The sequence below is a fragment of the Candidatus Cloacimonadota bacterium genome (assembly GCA_020532355.1).
In the GTDB taxonomy this organism is placed as follows: domain Bacteria; phylum Cloacimonadota; class Cloacimonadia; order Cloacimonadales; family Cloacimonadaceae; genus UBA5456.
This window is the reverse complement of the sequence record JAJBBD010000317.1, coordinates 1-18341: the sequence shown is the minus strand read 5'-3', so window position 1 is coordinate 18341 and position 18341 is coordinate 1. Positions and strand designations below refer to the sequence as shown.

The following is an 18341-nucleotide window of genomic DNA, read 5'->3' as shown; positions in this document are numbered from 1 at the left end:
TTTCAGGTCTGTTTTCAGAAACAGGATAGTGACATGGATAGTTATTGCACCTCCGGATGATCCATAACCTACCGTACAAAGAAAGCTGCTTGAGCTGTTAAGTGGAATGACAAGAAGTGGATACAAATATTCGGCGCTTCAGGTGAGCACCGCTACCTAAAAGTGAATCTTTATATTCTTCCTTTCTGCCCCATTACTTTAAGCTAACACTAAATAAGGTTCATCCCGCCTTACTCCCACACCAACAAGATAATCGAAGCTTAAAGCTATGTTAAAATTTACTGAATTACATGGCAGAGATGCTTGCATAAAAATGCTTATCGTAATTCCGCTACGGCATAAGAAACTACAAAAGATAGCTCTATTTATATCTTGATGCGAGACAGATTCTTGGCTAAGGTTTTGGCTCCAATTCCCTTAACATTACAAATATCTTCCACCGAGGAAAACGGTCCATATTCTTCCCGATATTGAACTATTGCCTTAGCTTTGACAGGTCCTATGCCCACCAAGGTACAGAGCTCTTCAATGCTTGCTTCATTGATGTTTACGGGGGTAGAATTGATGGCTGAATCTCGGCTGTTAATCTGTTTTCTTGTATTGCTTTGTAGCGAGAGGGTGTCGCCAAAAGTAACTAAATAGGGCAAGATGCGGCGATAGGTTTTTATACCAATCCCCCTAACCAGCATAATCTGATTAACCGCAGTGAAAGGCTGGTTCAAGCGAAAAGAAAGAATATCCTGAGCGCGTTTTTCGCCAATTCCCGGTAAACACATCAATTCTTCCGGTTTTGCAGTTCGCAGATCTATAAGCAACTCTTCATTTTCTTCTAGGGCTACGTGCAAACTATCCAGTGCTGGTTTTGCCTGTTCCTCTTTGCCTATGAAACCAAAAAGATTGAGCATAGAACCAGAAACAATCAGCAATGTAATGCCCAACAACAACTTCTGCTCTTGGGAGCTTAATAGATTATGCAGAGGATTCATTTGAGTGAGGAACGATGAACACGGCTTCCGCTTCAGCATATACAACGGAGTTTGCGTAGATTTGAGCTTTGGTATGGATGGTTCTGGTTTTTAAGTGCACAATGCTACCTCTCAGGTGTACTTGCGTAGCAGAAGATAGAGGTTTGCGATAAGCAACATTCAAGCGAGCAGTAAAAGCAATTTTACCGCTATGGATAACGGCTTTTGCCATCACTTCATCTAAAAGAGCGGAGATAATACCGCCGTGAATAACGCCAGGATAACCCTCAAACAATTCCGAAAGCTTGAGGGATGCAAAAGCGGAACCAGAGTCGTCGTAGCTAAAATCTAGTTTTAACCCTATGGGATTTGCTTTCCCGCACACAAAACAGTGATTATACTCGTTGTTGACTGTGCTTATTGCCATTATTCTTTGGTGAGATACTCAGCCCAGAAGCTTAGTTTGTCTTCCAGATCGTAAGAAAAACCACTTTGCTGCCAAGCGATATTACCTTGTTTATCTATTACAACGATATGAGGAATGCCTTCAACGCCATAAGCTTGTGCTACATCCTGAGTTCCTTCCAGATAGGCCATTGCATAGTGATTTTCTGTAAAGTATTCTTTGGCTTTATCATAGTCATTTTCCATCACATTTATGGAGAAAACCTCAACTCCGTCGGGCTTTTCGTTGATTACCCAGCTACTGAGATTTGGCATCACCATTTTACAAGGACCGCACCACTGCGCCCAGAAATCCAGAATTATTACATCACCGTTCATATCTTGCATGGTGTGTATGTTTCCGGCAATATCCGGCAAAGACCAAGGCGGTGCCGGGGTATTGATGCGATTGGCTAAAAGCTCCTGATTTCTGCTTTGTTTATTGGAATCCCAGCGTTGCTGCGAATCTGCTTCAAGTTTAGTAAACTCCGGCATTCCGCGAAACTCATCATAGACAGAAGAATGTGCCACTTCGGGATAATTTATGAGATTCTTGTTTATGGCTTGCCCGAAGTATTCGAAAGCTTTATCTATTTTCTCATGCTTAAGATACAAAGCAATAATCTCTTTAATCATGTTCTCATCCTCAGTAAGCTCCGGAATCTGAGCAATGTAGTCATCCAAGCCCTTAATGCCATATGAGGCTATGGAATAAGACATCATCGCTCGTTTGCGCAAGTAATCTAAATACTCAGGAGCAATCATGCCTTTTTGAACATAATCATTATGGATAAGATCAATAATTCTGGGATAAAGATCTTGTCTGCCGGCTTTTATGGTTACATCGCAAATAAAATCGTGATGATTGCCAAATATCTGCGGATCTTTTAGTTTGGGGATAATTAGCGCAGCCTCAGCGTACTTCTTCTGTACGTAAAGAACCATAATCTTGGCAAGATTTAAGAACTCATCATCGGGGAAAGTTTCCAGACCCAGATCCACCGCATTACTATCTTTCATAAAGTCGTCAGACTTTATATACTCTTCTCTTTGCTCTTGCAGAAAATTTCCCGTAAGACTAACAGATACAATTCGGTAACCCCAATAATACTGGGGAAATTTGTTGATAATTTTGTGTGCTTCTGCCTTTTGTTCAGCACTATCCGGTAACATCCTTATTGCCAGATAGGCGTAGTCTGGATTGTTGGGATTTGCTTTGGCAAGACGAGCATAATGATTCAAGCAAGCATCCAAATCGAAAGATACCCACACGTTTTGTAGCGTGCGATGCTCTTCTACATTCTGCGCCCGATAGAGGTATTCCTGAACTAACGCCTTTAGTGAATCCGGTTCTTCCTGATTCTCTATGGCAAGATTCAAAAACTCGTCAAAATCTGCTGCCCACAGGGTAACTGAAAGTAAGCCAAGCAGAGCTATCATTAGTATGTTGCGAAACATAAATCCTCCTTATATATATCTCGTTTAAGCTTTCAAAGATAAAGATTATGGCAAGTGTGAAATCTGTTACTGCCAAGAATTTGTGTATTGTGCAATTTCTTCGCGCTCTTTATCGTATCCTTTTTTACCCATCAGGGCAAAAGTGGCAATCTTGCCGGTCTCCACTCCTGGTTGGTTTAATGGATTGATGTTTAACAGCTTGCCTGCAAATACGGTTTGAATTTCATACATCATGATGGCGGCGCCTAAGTTTTCAGCATTGAGTTCTGGAAATATGAGATTGGCATTGGGTCTGCCGGCTTTGCAAAGGGCTATTTCGGTGGCAAGACGCTCGGCATTAAGCAATTCTGAAAGTTTTTTGCCGCCCAAATAGCTGATATCTTCCAAGTCTGGATGCAGATTGGGAATGGTAAAGTCGTGCTTAAAATTTTCAACCGTAAGAAAGGTGAGAACTTTATCTTCTGGCCCTTCTGTATAAAGCTGAATTTGTGAGTGTTGATCGGTTGTGCCAATTGCCTTAATGGGAGTTTGACCAGCCAGCACTTCTTTTCCGGCAGTATCATAGCGCTTGCCCAAGCTTTCTGCCCACAGTTGGCGATACCAATCGGCAAAATCGTAGAGAGCATTGCTGTAAGGCATCATCACACTGATGTTCTTACCTTCACGCATATAAAGGAAATGCATGAGACCGTTTAATAAAGCAGGATTGCGCATCACATCCGAGCTTTCGCACAGTTCACGCATCTGCGCTGCACCTTTTAGCAATTCCGCAATATCTACGCCAGCAAAAGCTGAAGAAAGCAATCCCACATCCGAAAGCACGGAGAAGCGACCACCCACATTGCTAGGGACAGTAAAAGAAGGATATCCTTCTTCATTGGCGATCTTGCGTAAAAAGCCTTTCTCTTTATCGGTAGTGATAATCATGCGCTTTCGATAATCCGAAGGGAATTTTCGCATGAGAATATCCAGTAAAATCATGTATGCACTCATGGTCTCAGCAGTGCCACCACTTTTTGTTATTACGTTAAAGATGGTTGTTTCCAAATTTATCTGTTGCAATATTTCGTGTAGGAATACAGGATCAACATTGTCATACACCAAAACCCTGCGTTTTAGAGCGGCTTCAGTTTTTAGGGCGTTGTAGATAGCTTTGTTTCCCAAAGCGCTACCTCCAATTCCTAAAACTACCATTGTGTCAAATTTGCTCTCGATCTGATCTACAAATTTGGTGATATGACTAATATCCTGTTCGGGAAGATTATAGAAACCCAGAATACCGGAAGCCCAATCTTTACTCATTTCTTCTTTAGCCACTACTACAATGTGCCCGAACTTTAATATCACAGAAGGGCGAATAGCATTTTTCAGATATGGATTCGATAGTAAATTTTTGTAATCAAAACGGATCATTATCTGCCCCCTTTTATGGCATAATAAGGTTTTAGTCGGCGATATACCAAATCATCCACTTGCGGTAACGAAGTGGAAAAATCGAAGCCGGAAATTATCTTTTCTAGCTCTGCATCACATAAAAGCACTACTTTTTTAATATCGAAATACGAAGATGGATTTATACTAAGATCGTTTATGCCCATTCCAATCAGAAGCGGAGCATACTCGGGAATGGATGCCATTTCACCACAAACGGAGATATCGCGGTTATGAACCGCAGCATTAACTACTGTGGCGCGAATGAGTTTTAATACTGCGGGATGGTGCTGAATGTAATAGCGGTTAACCATGTCGTTGTTTCTATCTACAGCCAAAGTGTATTGAACCAGATCATTTGTTCCAATAGAAAGAAAATCGCTTTCTTTGGCTAAAGCTTCTGAACTGAGCGCAGCTGAAGGGATTTCTACCATGGTTCCTACCTGGATGTCGTAATCGTATGCTATTCCATCTTCATAAAGTGAATCTGCACATTGTTTGAAAACTCTTTTGGCTTCTAAAAAATCGTCTACATCAATAATCATGGGAAACATAATGCGAATATTACCGTGAACAGATGCCCTTAAAATAGCCCTAAGCTGAGTTTTAAGGACTTCTGGATGAGCTAAAGAAAAGCGAATACCTCGATTGCCAAGATAGGGATTATTCTCTTTGCTTGAAGGGATTAGATGCGACAGTTTGTCTCCGCCCAAATCGAAGGTGCGGATTGTAAGTACTTTGGGTGCAATCTCCTGGGCAAGGTTGCGGTATATTTCGTATTGTTCTTCTTCACTGGGAAGATCGTTACGCGAAAGAAAAAGAAACTCCGTTCTAAAAAGCCCTACACCATCAGCATTCAGTTCCGTTACTTTACTGATTTCTTCTGGAAGGCCAATATTGAGAGCCAAAGAGATACTGCGTCCATTTTGGGTTACCGTCGGCTGGTCTAAGAGGACTCTTTGCTTATTTAAGATAAGCTCTTGAATCTGCAATTTTTGGGCATAATACTCTAAGGCTTCTTCATCTGGATCGTGTATCACTATGCCGGTTTCTCCATCTACGATCAGATGATCGTCCTCGTGAATATAATTGCGAATGTCTTCGATATCTGCAATACAGGCAATGTTGAGGGCACGACTGAGTATGGCAGCATGAGATGTATAACTGCAATTATCACATAGGTATGCGCTTACGCCAAGTTTGCTTAGTTGGGATACCTCACTGGGTTGAATTTCTTGAAAAATGGGAATAGTATCATGAGTCAGCCGATTAAATGGATCATCTTCAATCTTCAATACTTTGCGCAAGAGGCGATTACGTACATCCTCAAAATCATTTGCCCTTTGGGCAAACATTTCGTTTTCCATGCTTTTAAAAAACATGATTGCCTGCTCGAATGCGAGATGTATTGCTTTGGCCACATTATGAGTTTTTTCGCTTATGAGAGTAAGTATGTTTTCCCTAATATCAGGATCTGCCAATATATCCAGATGAGTATTGATAATATCTTTCTCGTTTTCGTGAAGATCGTGTAAGGCTATATATTCTTTAATTTCTGCTTCAGATTCCGCATAAGCGTTTAGATACGCTTCAGTTTCTTTATCTAAGTCCTTTTTACTTATCTTATGTTGAGGAATTTCCAGCAAGCGTTTATCTACTATAACCGCTCTGCCGGCAGCAAGTCCAACCGCAATGCTATTTCCTTTTAGTTCCTTCATATTTTACTCTCCAAATCCGCTATCTATCATCTCCGTAATTTCGTTTATTAGGTACTCTTCATCTACTCCATCAGCAATCAACTCTAAGGTGCTTCCACATTCAGCCGCCAACATCATAACACCCATGATGCTTTTGCCGTTTACCGTAGTACCATCTTTTTCTATCTGAAACTCAGACCGATACTTTGTGGCAGCGCGCACTAATAATGCTGAAGGACGGGCATGTAGCCCCAGTTTATTTGTCACGATCACTTTCTTTCGCATCATCTTCAATCTTCTTTTGCAGTGTTTTCTTGCGGATTTCCTCATGGACTTTTCGATTAAAATCTTCGGCGGCATCGTACCCAACGCCTTTTAGAATGCCGTTCATTGCAGCTACTTCTACAATTACCGAAACATTCTTGCCTGGAGAAACAGGAAGGTAGATGATGGGAATTTTTACACCTAGATGCTCGGCAAAGCTGTTCGTGAGACCAATGCGCTCATAATCCATATTCTCCTGCCAAGGCATTAGCTCTATCTGTAAATCTATCGTCTTTTGCCTGCGAGTACGCTCTATTCCGAACATCCTTTCTACATTAACAAAACCTACCCCGCGTATTTCCATAAAATGCCCAAACTCTCTGCCGGGACGCCCAAATAGTTGATCATCCAAATAGCGCAAGGTAATGAGATCATCGCCTACCAAACTATGCCCGCGATGCACCAAATCCAAGGCACATTCACTTTTACCAATACCGCTTTTACCGGTTAACAAGATACCTAAGCCAAACACATCTACAAGAGTTGCATGTATGGTTTTTTCTAAGGCAAAAATATCCAATAAATAGCGGCTTAGATGCTGAATCAGGTTAATGGTGGAAAGACGGCTGGAAAGCAGAGCAATATTTAGATCGTTTGCCAGATATTCAATCACTGGCGGTAAAGTTAACCCCTTAGTAATGATTATGCACGGAATATCCATTTTGAACATATCCCTAATGCGCACAACCAGTTCTTCTTCTTTCAAGGATTGCAGAAAGCGAACCTCAGTTTCTCCGAATACCTGGATGCGCTCTGCAGAAAATACTTCTAAATATCCAGCAAGAGCAAGACCTGGACGATTAACGTGAGGAGAATTAACTTTTTTGGAAAGGGTTTCCGGCTCGGTAACTAAAGAAAGAGCCAAATCCTTCTTCTTGGCGTCAAAGAATTCTCGGACAGTAATTTCCTTCATATTTCCTTCCTCCTTAATGCCCCCTCATCAAAAATGAGAGGGCAAAAGGAAGTACGCTTGAATACACCAAAATAGTGTACATTATAAGTTTAAGGTTCAAAGAGTTTAAAGTTTTCTTTGTCCTTCTTTACCAATACATTGATGCGATCTGTTTCGATGTTTCTAAAGATAAAGAAATCTTCTTTGCTTTCGTCCATCCTATTGATGGCTTCCTGAATTTCCATCGGTTCTGTAATCACTCGTTTGGTCTTTATTGTACGGTGAATGTGATCTGTGTTGTTAACATGAAAATCTGTTGCGCGTGAGAAATCGTCAAACTGCTCTTTCAAAGCACGCTTTTGGTGATCTGTAACGCGATCTTTCAGTTTCTTTATCTGAGCTTCCATTTTATCCAATGCATTGTCGATAGATAAATACATATCCATCTCTTCTGCTGTGGCTTGCAATCCAAACCTGCCTGCATGTAATGAGAGTTCGCACAGATTGCGATTGTTCTCTAAAGCCAGCGTAACGTGAATAGTGATTATTTGGTCAAAGTACTTCTTCAACTTTAGGCAGGAGCTCTCCACGTAGTCCCGTATAGCCTTCGTGAGTTCGAAATGACGTGCTGTAATCGTTATTTGCATGTTAATCCTCCTGTTATATTTTATGAATGGAGAGTTCGCGCAGATCTTCCACGGATTCCATAATTGCTTCAGAAAGAGTCGGATGCGCAAATATAATATCCTCTATGGATTCTGCAGTAATACGATTTTGGATCATGATAGTGCCCTGAGCAATCAGTTCTGCCGCTTGGGGACCCAGAATGTGCATTCCCACTATTTCGCCAGTATCTTTGCGAGCGATGGTCTTTACGAAGCCCTGGGTTGCCGACATTGCCATAGCCTTTCCGCTTGCAGAAAAGGGAAACTTGCCTACGATGATCTCTTCGAATCTATTATTTGCCTCTGCTTCGGTATATCCCACAGAAGCAATTTCCGGATTTGTGAAAGTGCAGCGAGGAATGTTTAAATAGTTCAAAATATGAGTTGGAGCAGGTTTGTTCAAGAGCAGATGTGCTATATGCTCCGCCGCCAATAAACCTTGCTTGCTCGCGGTATGAGCCAATTGTAGCTTTGCGGTAACGTCGCCAATAGCATATATGCCACCCTCAGAGCTGCGCATCAAGTTGTCTATTACTATAGCACCTTTTTCTGTATTAAGCTCGAATCCGGTTGTTTTTATTTGGAATAAAGGTATTCGCCCCACTGCAAGTAATACTTTATCTGCCCTTAGCTCGTTCTCATTGTTTAGCCTTAGTAGCATCTCACCGTCTTGTTTTTCTATACTTTCAACACCAGTATTGGTTAGCACCTTGATCCCGCTTTTTTTAAGAGCAAGAGCCAAACGTTTAGATATTTCTTCATCCTCAGTTGCAATCAACCGCGGGAGAAACTCCACGATGCTCACCTTAACCCCAAATGCAGCAAATATGGAAGCAAATTCGCAGCCAATAACTCCTCCACCAACAACTACCAGGCTTTTGGGTAACGACTCAAGGCTTAAGATGCCGGTTGAGCTAAGAACATCTATCTCATCTATTTTGATGCCGGGCAGACTTTTAGGCACACTTCCAGTTGCAATTATTACGTATTTTGCGGCAAGATTCGTGCCATCTGCTGTTTGAACTTGATAGCCATCTGTAGTTTTAATGATCTCAGTTGCTGCACTGTGAACTACCGGAATCTTACGTTTTCGATATAAAAACTCAATCCCGCTGACAAGCTGCTCTACTATCTTGTTTTTGCGCTCAAAGATCTTGGAATAATCCACGTTTAGCTTTATAAGCGGCAATCCATAAGTTTCAGATTCGGCAATCTCGCGAGCTAACTCGGCACTTTTAACCAGGGCTTTGGTAGGTATGCAGCCCCAGTTTAAGCATATTCCGCCCAAACGCTCCTTTTCGATGAGCAAGCAATCGATCTTATATTGGGAAAGACGGATAGCAGTTTCATAACCACCGGGTCCTCCACCTATAATTATTACTTGATACTGTTCCAAATCTACCTCTATTTTCTTCTTAATCTGCTATTTAAGATGCCCATTTCATCGCGGTATTTGGCAATAATGCGGCGGGAAATGTTCAACCCCTCGCGTTTAAGTATCTCTACCAATTCCTGATCTGAAAGAGGCTTTTTCTTGTTTTCAGATTCGATTAAGCGAATAATACAGTTCTTCACTTTGTGGCGAGATATGCTTTCATAATTGTCATCTCTCCCCGCTGTAGAAGTGAAGAAATCTTTAAATGCAAATATTCCATAAGGAGTTTCGGCATATTTATGCTTCACTACGCGGCTGATGGTAGATTCGCTTTTACCGATATCCTGAGCAATAACGCTATAAGTAAGTGGCTGCATCACTCCGCTGCTATCGTAAAAAAACTCTTTTTGATGCTTGATGATAGAAAGTGATACTTGTTCCAATGTGCGCATACGCATATAGATAGACTTAATAAGAAACTTGGCGCTGTTGATGCGCTCTCGCACAAAAGAAGTGGTTTCTTTATCGAAATAACCCCTGTTTATCATTTTTCTGTAACGAGGGCTAATAACAATGTTTGGAGTGATGTGATCGTTGATAATGACTACATATTCACCATCTACCATCTTAAGGGTTACATCGGGATATACGTATGCTGCATTACTGCGAAGTATACGTAACCCCGGTTTAGGATCCAGCCTTGAGATTTGATCTCTATAAGCCAAGATGGTATCTTCCGAGACATTAAAACTGGATGCTATTTTTTGCAGGCGGCGGTGAATGAGGTTTTCAAACTGATCAGTTACCATCCCCACAATTATCGGATTCTCCCGTTGCTGCTCATTCAATTGCGCCATCAAGCATTCCGAGATGTTTCGCGACGTTATACCTTTGGGAGTAAGATTCAAGATCATCTGATGCAGTTCATCCGCACGCTTGGGGCTTATGTTGTTGCGCATAGCTAATTTTGTGATGGAGTACTTTGGAGGTAAAAAGCCATATACATCACAACTATCTACCAATTCGGTAATAAACTCCATCTCGGAATCGGCAATATTAAGCGGATAAAGCTGTTCCAAAAAGCGTTCTTTGGCATCTCCTTCATAACAGATCATGGAGTCATTGCGCTCAAGCTCATATTCACCTTTGTATGATTCGGCCCCAGAATGATACTCATTCCACTGATCCATTATATCTGTTAACTGGCGCGCTTCTGCAACTGTCTCAGCTACTTCATCTGAAGTTTCTACATCTTCAATGGAATTGTTGCTTTCCGGAGGATCCTCTTCATAGTTGCTATCCACCAAATCTTCTTCATCTTTCTCTTCTCGCAATTCAAGCAAGGGATTATTTTCCAGCTCTTGTTTGATGTAGCTTTCCAATTCCAATATCGGCAATGCTAACATCTTGAGGGATTGCAACATTTTGGGCTTGAGAGCAAGCTCCTGTTTTTGCTTTAGAGAAATATGTTGATTCATTGTGCTCATATGCGCTCATCGAACGGGCTCATGGTAAAGCGTTCTCCCAGATATACTCGTTTTGCATTCTCATCATTGATCAACTCTCTAGATGATCCCGATACTATAATCTTTCCTTCGTAGATAATATAAGCACGGTTCACTATTTTCAAAGTCTCAATTACATTATGATCTGTAATCATCACTCCGATGTTTTTGGTGCGCAGCTTTTCGATTATATCCTGAATATCGGCAACTGCAATGGGATCTACGCCAGCAAAAGGCTCATCCATAAAGATGAAGGTCGGATTTGTAACTAAAGCGCGAGTAATTTCTAATTTACGCCTTTCTCCACCCGATAGAGTATATGCTTTCTGTTTGGCAAGCTTGCTTATGCTCAATTCTTGCAGAGCTTCATCCAGACGTCGTTTACGCTCTTTATGTGGGATTTTAAGAGTCTCCAGAATCGCCATTATATTATCTTCCACACTCAATTTAGCAAAAATTGATGGAGCCTGAGCCAGATACCCCATACCCATGCGGGCACGCTTATACATGGCTTTGTGGGTTATATCCACATCATTTAACAATACTTTTCCTCTGTTTGGTTTTGCCAATCCGATAATCATATAAAAAGTGGTGGTTTTCCCGGCGCCGTTAGGTCCTAATATGCCCACAACCTCACCCTGTTTTATCTCCAGGCTGAGATCATTCACCACGGTTCGCTTGCCGTATATCTTTACGAGATTCTGTGCGTTGATCTTGCTTAATTCCATAAGTGATAATCTAAGTAGAGAGCTTATTTGTGTCAAGAATCATTCTTGAATTTATAGGTTCCCTTGATGTTGCCCCCCATGTCCATCAGCTTTAGTTTATTGTCTGCGTCGAACTTAGCTTTCAATCTTTCTCCGCTGGCTGCATTTATAAAATAATCCTGATTTTCTGCTTCGTCTTGCAGAAAATAATAGGAGACTTGTGCATCGGCAGTAAAATCTATAATCTTACCATCGTCTATATACAATTCTATGTCTTTAGCCCGCACCCAATTATTTAGTTCTGCTCCTTCTTCTTGAGCAAAACGCACTAAGCAAGAATCCACCAACACAATACGCTCAAGCTCTCGCTCTCTAAAATATAGTTGAAACTCGCTTGCCTCTGCCGCACTAAAGTCATTTTCAAATCTTGGTTCACCCAAAAACACGGCTTTTTCATCATCAGCAAAATAGATAAGAAAATCGCTATTTGCTTTGTAATCCTTACTCTTGGTACGAACATTGAAAGTTGCTATTAGTTTGCGCTCGTCATCAAAATACTCCATTTTGTCTGCTTTTATGCTTAAAGTATCTTCCACTCCGGCAATAATTTCCGGTTCCTCTATAAGGTAAGCATAGCCTTGTTGGCGATCCCAAAACGCATAGCCGCAGCTCGCATTGGCGTTTTCTTTCTGGTCGTAGGCTTTTACCCTACTCCACACCGTAAAAGTATCTTTCTCTTGATTGTAAATAGCATGATCTCCCTGCATCCAACGGTTTTTACCTTCTTTGGTGGTTTGTGTAAGCCGCACATTCCCGCCCAAATTGAGTACTTGAGGTATGCGATAATAAGCCAAAGAATCTGCCCGTAGATATAAAGAATCGTTTTCAACTACAACATTCCCACTCAAGCGTGCTATCTTTTGTGCATCCAAAATCAGTGCCCGGTTACTGGTAAATTCTGTATCTCCATAAAAGAAATGCACCTTTCCACTTAGATCCAAAATCTGTCCAGATGACGCATTACTTAAAAACATCCTGTCGGCATGAATCAACCGGAATCTCTGCTTATCGGATTCTTGCGCAGCTAATACCGCCAAGAGCAACAGCAGATTACCAATCCAAAAAATCTTCTTCATCAAAGTAGCCTTCAGCTTTTACGGCATCCATTTCTGCATAACTAAGTTTTGTATTGGTTCTAAGGCTTTGTCCGGTTAATACATCGCCATTGCGAGTAAGTGTTACGTAAGTAGGAACGGTAATCTCATCGAGGTTACGATCCCAAAACATCTTTTCTCCCTTAATCTCGCCTTCTTGGGTTTTAAAGCTCACGTTCCCATTGGCAAATATTACGTTGCGGGCATCATCTACAATGGCGGTATCTGCTTTTATTACAGAGCTTAACATTCCGGCTTGATCATACGAGCTAAGGGTTACAAAATAACCATAAAGCATTCTCCGATCTGTAAAGCGTTCCATGCTTTTGGCTTCGATGATATAATCCAAACGGTTATTTACATATTCGCTAACCTTAACCCCTTCAGAGTTTTCGTCTGCAATCCCTTGCTCCAGCACCTCAGTATCTTTATCCAAACTTTCCTTAGAACACGCCCAACAAAACAGTAAACTGAGCAATAAAATTATCTTCAATATATATTTCGTACCCAGATAACCAGTTTGGGGCATTTTGTTCATAATGCGCAGCCCACGCTTTCCAGGTAGCTGTTTATTGCCCTCTCATATACGCCCTTTTTATGGAGAATATAGTTGATAAGCTCCCTTACGGCACCCTCGCCTCCGCTGTGTTCAGTAGTCATATCGGCCACTCTTTGAATTTCTGGCCAGGCATTAGCGGGAACTACCGAAAGCGCTGCTTTGCGCAAGCAGGGGATATCATTCCAATCGTCTCCCATATAAATTACATTGTCAAACTTTAGCTCCAGCTTTTGTAGAAGCTCATTTACGCATTCAAGCTTGTTGACTATTCCCTGATATAAATATCTTATCTGCAAATCCGTACATCTTTTCGTTAATGCTTGAGATTTTCTGCCACTAACTACAGCCACATCGATATTTGTGTGACGCAAGAGCATCAAGCCCATCCCATCTGAAGCATTAAACTGTTTGATATCTTGACCATCGTTGCCATAGATAATCCTCCCATTGGTCATCACTCCGTCACAATCCAATATCAGAAGCTGGATTTCAGACCAGGGTACCGGGCGCTTGCTTGGTCTTATTAAGCTATTTACCATATCTTATCCTTGTGCTCGGCAGATATTTATGCAACTTTCCAAAAGCTTGTCCATTGTCCGTAGTGGAAGCATTGTTGCCGCATCGCTTTTTGCTTGTGAAGGATTTGGATGGCATTCCACAAACAAACCTTTCACTAAGCCTGTTGCCATTGCCGCTTTTGCCATTATTGGCGCAAACTCCGGATTCCCCCCGGTGCTAATCCCGCTAGAGGGTCGTTGTAACGAATGCGTAAGATCGTATACTATTGGATATCCAAACTTTTCCATGATGGCAAAGCCTCGAAAATCCACTACCAGATTATGATAGCCAAAACTGGTACCACGTTCTGTTATCAATATTTTCTCGTTCCCTGTTTCACGAGCTTTTGCAGTTGCCGCATTCATATCTTCTGGAGCCATAAACTGTCCTTTTTTGATATTCACAATTTTCCCTGTTTGCGCTGCTGCTCTAATCAGATCTGTTTGCCTACTCAGAAATGCCGGTATTTGCAAGATCGCACATACTTCTGCCGCAGCCTTTACTTCGCACACTTCATGCACATCACTTAGAATTGGTACCTCAAATTCTTGGGATACTTTTTTTAAAAGCTTAAGACCAGCTTCCATTCCAGGCCCGGTGTACGAGTTGCCACTGCTGCGATTTGCCTTCTTATAAGAAGATTTGAAGATAAGAGGCAAATTCAGTTTTGAACACAATGAACTTAGATACTCTGCGCTTTTAAGCATAATTTCTTCGCTCTCGATAACGCAAGGACCTGCTATCAGAAAGAAGGGATTTGCCGATTTTAACTTATTGAATAAGGACATGAACCTTCCTAATTGAGTTTTTTGATCTTTTCCCACGTGTTGGCTTTGGTATTTAAACCAAAATGACCATAGCTTGCTGTAGCTTGAAAAATGGGAGCTCTCAGATCAAGGTAATCTATTATTCCTTTTACTGTCAAGTCAAATTCCTTCTCGATTAATCTCTCAATTTCACTATCTGCCATTTTCCCGCTACCAAAAGTCTCTACCATAACGCTCACCGGCGCTATATCTCCAATTACAAAACTAAATTGGATTAAGCATTCGTCTGCTAATTTGCTACCTACCACACTTTTAGCAATATGGCGTGCCATATAAGCTGCGCTTCTATCTACTTTTGTGGCGTCTTTTCCACTAAAAGCTCCTCCACCATGTTGAGCCCAACCGCCATAAGTATCCACAATTATCTTGCGCCCAGTAAGGCCAGTATCTGCTGCTGGACCACCATCGTGCCACCTACCTAAGGGATTTATAAGAACTTTAAGATTATTGGTGTCGAAACGGACTTCATCTTCCATCTCTTGTATTGTGGGAAACACCACTTTTTCACGTATGGTTTGCTTCAATTCTTCAAATTCTAACTCACATACCGCCTGGTGATGGGTTGAGATCACCAAGGTTTGCAATTCTCTGGGTTTGCGTCCTTCAAAGCGAAAACTCACCTGACTCTTTGCATCGGGCAATAAGCACGGGACAACGCCGCTCTTGCGTGCCTTCGCAAGATTCATCAATAACTGATGGGCTACCTCGATGGGGATGGGCATCAAAGACTTTGTCTGATTGCAAGCATAACCAAACATCAAGCCCTGATCTCCGGCTCCCTGATTGCGTGCCAAATCTCCTTCCTGCTCGTGCAAGAGGTTGATTATCTTACAATTATCGTCAAAACCTTTATCCGGGTTAGTGTATCCAATCTTACGAATAACCGAGCGTACTATTGGCTTTACATCAATGCTTTTAGTCGAACTCACTTCTCCCGATAGAATCACAGTGTTTTTGGTTACAAGCGTTTCGCAGGCAACCCTGCTAAGCGGTTCCTGCTTTAGATATGTATCCAAAACAGCATCAGAAATCTGATCGCAAACTTTGTCCGGATGACCTTCAGAAACGGATTCGGAAGTAAATATATATCCGTTTGTTTTACCGGAAGGCTTTGCATGTAATGCAGTCATCTATTATCTCCTAAATTATTCTCTCTGCTCGGCTGCCCTTAATCCAGATACAAAAAAACCGGCTGCTAAAGCCGGCCATCAAATCTGGAACCGCACTTTAGCACATTTGTAGCGCGGAGCAAAGGGCAAATTACCGCGTCTGTTACGTGGAAGCTCTTTCGCCTCACGTTTTTATGAACTGCGGTTTGCTCGCTTTTTTACATTGGCGGACAAACCGCAAAATATGGTACATCTTCGGGGATTCGAACCCCGGACCCACTGATTAAGAGTCAGTTGCTCTGCCAGCTGAGCTAAAGATGCATACTGTATAAACCAGTGAAATGCACCTGTACTTTGTGTCAAGAAAATTCAGTATCCTTACCTTTTGCTTGACAGGAATTATTGAAGCCCAATTTAGGTAATTGAAGCATAAAAGGAGCAAAGCAATGAACAACAATCTTTGGAATAGGGAAACTGAAATCAAATTCTTTACCGAAGCAATGAAAAACTTCCTATCTCCCAATCAATTATTCTACGCACTCAGCGATGAGTACTACGCTTATATTCCAAAGAATATCCCATCCGAAGGAAATACTCTCCAAAGCAGAAACTCATTCATCGGCTCATTTACCGAAAATTGGTGCAGAAATTTATTTGATCCAATTGCTAAAAAGTTTGGCTTATACGCAGTAAATGGAGTCGTGTGCGAAGAATTAGCTTTATCAAGGCAATCAAACGCAGATTTGGCTTTGTGCACTTCCGATCATCAACAGCAACGTGCCGAAAACATTAAAATGATATTTGAGATTAAAATGAGTATAGTTTCAAACTATATGTATAAACCCGATAATGGCGGTGGGAGCGTAGAATTTGTTGGAGATTACCATACTCATAGGGGAAATCCATCTTTACTCCGTTCGGACTCTATGCTTAAAGCAATTGGAAAGGCAATCAATATTCGGGTTGCCAGCACGGCAGGGAACAAGATACCCATAGTAATTCTTGGAAATAGCCCAATAACTGAATCTTATACCCAAAAAGTAGATATGCTAAAAGACTCAGGAATCATACAGGGATTTTGGTCATTAAACCCAGAGCCTTGTGAATCTAGTTTTCTTCAGTTTAGCCCCAAACAAGGTTTTAGAACCATGAAGAATATTGGATGGATTGAAAATGAATGTAATGAGTTGATAAGCAAAGAACTTATTTTCTTTGCATCGATGCTTCCCAAACATAAACTGGGAAAGTACATTGAGATTGCTAATGGCGAACCCACTATCGAAAGAAAAGCTGAAAAGTTCATAAAACTTATTTCAGGATGATTTGATGGGCAAAAAAACTGGAACATCTACAAGCTCTTTTGGTACAAACGGAAGAATAAATCACGATTCTGCAAAATTCTATAATTCAAAATTATACAATGAGTTGAAAAAGAACCAACTAACTGATTTTCATGAAAACTCGATACCAGAAAGAATTGCAAATCAGATTATTATTGGTTCTGCCGAAAATATGAATGAGCTTCCCGATAACTCTATTCATTTAATGATAACCTCCCCTCCCTACAATGTTAGTAAAGATTATGATGAGGATTTATCACTCCACGAATATTTATTGTTACTAGAAAACTCTTTCAAGGAAACTTATCGCGTTTTGGTTAACGGGGGAAGAGCATGTATAAACGTGGCAAACCTCGGACGAAAACCCTATATTCCTTTATCGGATTACATTTCAAGAATAATGATAGATATTGGTTTTAATATGCGAGGCGAAATAATCTGGAATAAAGCATCAAGTGCAAGTCCTTCTACTGCATGGGGAAGTTGGTTAAGCGCTGCAAATCCAATCCTGAGAGATATCCACGAATATATACTTGTTTTTTCAAAAGGTAGTTACTCAAGAAAAAAAATCGATAAAGAGAATACAATTGCTAAAAACGAATTTATGGATTGGACAAAATCGATCTGGACGATGAAAGCAGAATCTGCAAAAAGAATTGGGCATCCAGCTCCTTTCCCTGAAGAATTACCTCACAGACTTATAAAACTGTTCTCGTTCAAGAATGATATAATACTTGATCCATTTATTGGTAGTGGCACAACAGCAATTGCCGCAATTAAGAATGCAAGAAGATTCGTTGGATACGAAATAAACCCGGAGTATGTAGAGCTAGCGAAAAAAAGAGTTAATGCACAAATTGATCAACTCGAGATACAAATAATTTAACCCAAATCAGAATATAAATATTACATCTTCATTAACAGAAAATTACACTTGGATTGTGCTTCCGAAAAGCTCTACAACAAGCATAACCCCCAGAACTCAACTTTCTATACTATTAATAATCTGTGTAATCTGAAGACAACAAAAACTACAATTGGCTACCAGCTGTAAAGCAGAATGCTATTGTTATTTCCACGTTCCCCTCCATCCCAAGAGCCATACCCAATTCACTTCTATTAAATCAGGCTATGCTTAAATCTGGTTCCCCTCGAGATCATCGGGTGAGACGGGAAGATCTAAAGATGAACATACGCTAATGGTGAGATTAAGCCTTGGAGCTGTCGCATGCATAAAAGGCGGATTCTTGGTTCTTACAGACAGATTTGATGCCGCAGAATTTATTGACAGCTTGGCTGCTTGCAAGTATTTTGCACCAGAGGTGACGATG

Annotated in this window: 19 protein-coding genes and 1 tRNA gene; 2 read left to right on the top strand and 18 right to left on the bottom strand. The window is 41.1% G+C overall.

Annotated features, from left to right (window positions below; translation table 11 throughout):
• Positions 1-365: 365 nt before the first annotated feature.
• From LHW48_10890 to LHW48_10810, 17 genes are all read right to left on the bottom strand, one after another.
• Positions 366-938, bottom strand: a complete 573-nt coding sequence (locus LHW48_10890; GenBank protein MCB5260952.1) for a helix-hairpin-helix domain-containing protein — start codon at positions 936-938, stop codon at positions 366-368.
• 31 nt (positions 939-969) lie between these two features.
• Entirely contained in the window at positions 970-1392 is a 423-nt protein-coding gene (locus LHW48_10885; GenBank protein ID MCB5260951.1) for a PaaI family thioesterase, read from the bottom strand.
• Positions 1392-2867 carry a TlpA family protein disulfide reductase gene (locus LHW48_10880; GenBank protein ID MCB5260950.1) on the bottom strand — a complete coding sequence of 492 codons (1476 nt, stop codon included), beginning with the start codon at positions 2865-2867 and terminating at the stop codon, positions 1392-1394. Before LHW48_10880 ends, LHW48_10885 begins: the two co-directional genes overlap by 1 nt.
• A gap of 66 nt (positions 2868-2933) precedes the next feature.
• Complete coding sequence (locus LHW48_10875) at positions 2934-4280, bottom strand: glucose-6-phosphate isomerase (GenBank protein ID MCB5260949.1); 1347 nt, start codon at positions 4278-4280, stop codon at positions 2934-2936.
• Positions 4280-6016 (bottom strand): phosphoenolpyruvate--protein phosphotransferase, encoded by a 1737-nt coding sequence (ptsP, locus tag LHW48_10870; GenBank protein MCB5260948.1) that lies wholly within the window; start codon positions 6014-6016, stop codon positions 4280-4282. Before ptsP ends, LHW48_10875 begins: the two co-directional genes overlap by 1 nt.
• Positions 6017-6019: 3 nt before the next feature.
• Positions 6020-6283, bottom strand: a complete 264-nt coding sequence (locus LHW48_10865; GenBank protein ID MCB5260947.1) for an HPr family phosphocarrier protein — start codon at positions 6281-6283, stop codon at positions 6020-6022.
• Positions 6252-7232, bottom strand: coding sequence for an HPr(Ser) kinase/phosphatase (hprK, locus tag LHW48_10860; GenBank protein ID MCB5260946.1), 981 nt, complete (start codon positions 7230-7232; stop codon positions 6252-6254). Before hprK ends, LHW48_10865 begins: the two co-directional genes overlap by 32 nt.
• Positions 7233-7321: 89 nt before the next feature.
• Positions 7322-7858 carry a ribosome-associated translation inhibitor RaiA gene (raiA, locus tag LHW48_10855; GenBank protein ID MCB5260945.1) on the bottom strand — a complete coding sequence of 179 codons (537 nt, stop codon included), beginning with the start codon at positions 7856-7858 and terminating at the stop codon, positions 7322-7324.
• Positions 7859-7871: 13 nt separating this feature from the next.
• The gene (gene lpdA / locus LHW48_10850; protein MCB5260944.1) at positions 7872-9272 is read right to left on the bottom strand and encodes a dihydrolipoyl dehydrogenase; all 1401 of its coding nucleotides are present in this window, start codon (positions 9270-9272) and stop codon (positions 7872-7874) included.
• Between the two features lie 8 nt (positions 9273-9280).
• Positions 9281-10738 (bottom strand): RNA polymerase factor sigma-54, encoded by a 1458-nt coding sequence (rpoN, locus tag LHW48_10845; GenBank protein MCB5260943.1) that lies wholly within the window; start codon positions 10736-10738, stop codon positions 9281-9283.
• Positions 10735-11484: an LPS export ABC transporter ATP-binding protein gene (lptB, locus tag LHW48_10840; protein MCB5260942.1), complete on the bottom strand. Its 750-nt coding sequence runs from the start codon at positions 11482-11484 to the stop codon at positions 10735-10737. The genes rpoN and lptB overlap by 4 nt, the downstream gene beginning before the upstream one ends.
• 32 nt (positions 11485-11516) lie before the next feature.
• Complete coding sequence (locus LHW48_10835; protein ID MCB5260941.1) at positions 11517-12599, bottom strand: hypothetical protein; 1083 nt, start codon at positions 12597-12599, stop codon at positions 11517-11519.
• Positions 12574-13155, bottom strand: coding sequence for an LPS export ABC transporter periplasmic protein LptC (gene lptC, locus LHW48_10830; protein ID MCB5260940.1), 582 nt, complete (start codon positions 13153-13155; stop codon positions 12574-12576). Before lptC ends, LHW48_10835 begins: the two co-directional genes overlap by 26 nt.
• Complete coding sequence (locus tag LHW48_10825; GenBank protein ID MCB5260939.1) at positions 13152-13715, bottom strand: HAD hydrolase family protein; 564 nt, start codon at positions 13713-13715, stop codon at positions 13152-13154. Before LHW48_10825 ends, lptC begins: the two co-directional genes overlap by 4 nt.
• Positions 13716-13718: 3 nt before the next feature.
• Positions 13719-14522 (bottom strand): 3-deoxy-8-phosphooctulonate synthase, encoded by an 804-nt coding sequence (kdsA, locus tag LHW48_10820; GenBank protein ID MCB5260938.1) that lies wholly within the window; start codon positions 14520-14522, stop codon positions 13719-13721.
• Positions 14523-14530: 8 nt separating this feature from the next.
• Positions 14531-15691: a methionine adenosyltransferase gene (metK, locus tag LHW48_10815; protein ID MCB5260937.1), complete on the bottom strand. Its 1161-nt coding sequence runs from the start codon at positions 15689-15691 to the stop codon at positions 14531-14533.
• Positions 15692-15915: 224 nt separating this feature from the next.
• Positions 15916-15991: transfer RNA gene (locus LHW48_10810), tRNA-Lys, on the bottom strand.
• A 125-nt stretch (positions 15992-16116) separates the two neighbouring features.
• Between LHW48_10810 and LHW48_10805 the strand changes: the two genes are divergently transcribed.
• Both LHW48_10805 and LHW48_10800 read left to right on the top strand, forming a co-directional pair.
• A complete protein-coding gene (locus tag LHW48_10805) occupies positions 16117-16992 on the top strand; it encodes a hypothetical protein (protein ID MCB5260936.1) in 876 nt (291 codons plus the stop codon).
• Between the two features lie 4 nt (positions 16993-16996).
• Positions 16997-17896, top strand: coding sequence for a site-specific DNA-methyltransferase (locus LHW48_10800; GenBank protein MCB5260935.1), 900 nt, complete (start codon positions 16997-16999; stop codon positions 17894-17896).
• Positions 17897-18145: 249 nt separating this feature from the next.
• Here the strand turns inward: LHW48_10800 and LHW48_10795 are convergent.
• Positions 18146-18341 (bottom strand): hypothetical protein (locus LHW48_10795; GenBank protein ID MCB5260934.1); only part of this gene is annotated, 196 nt, incomplete at its 5' end.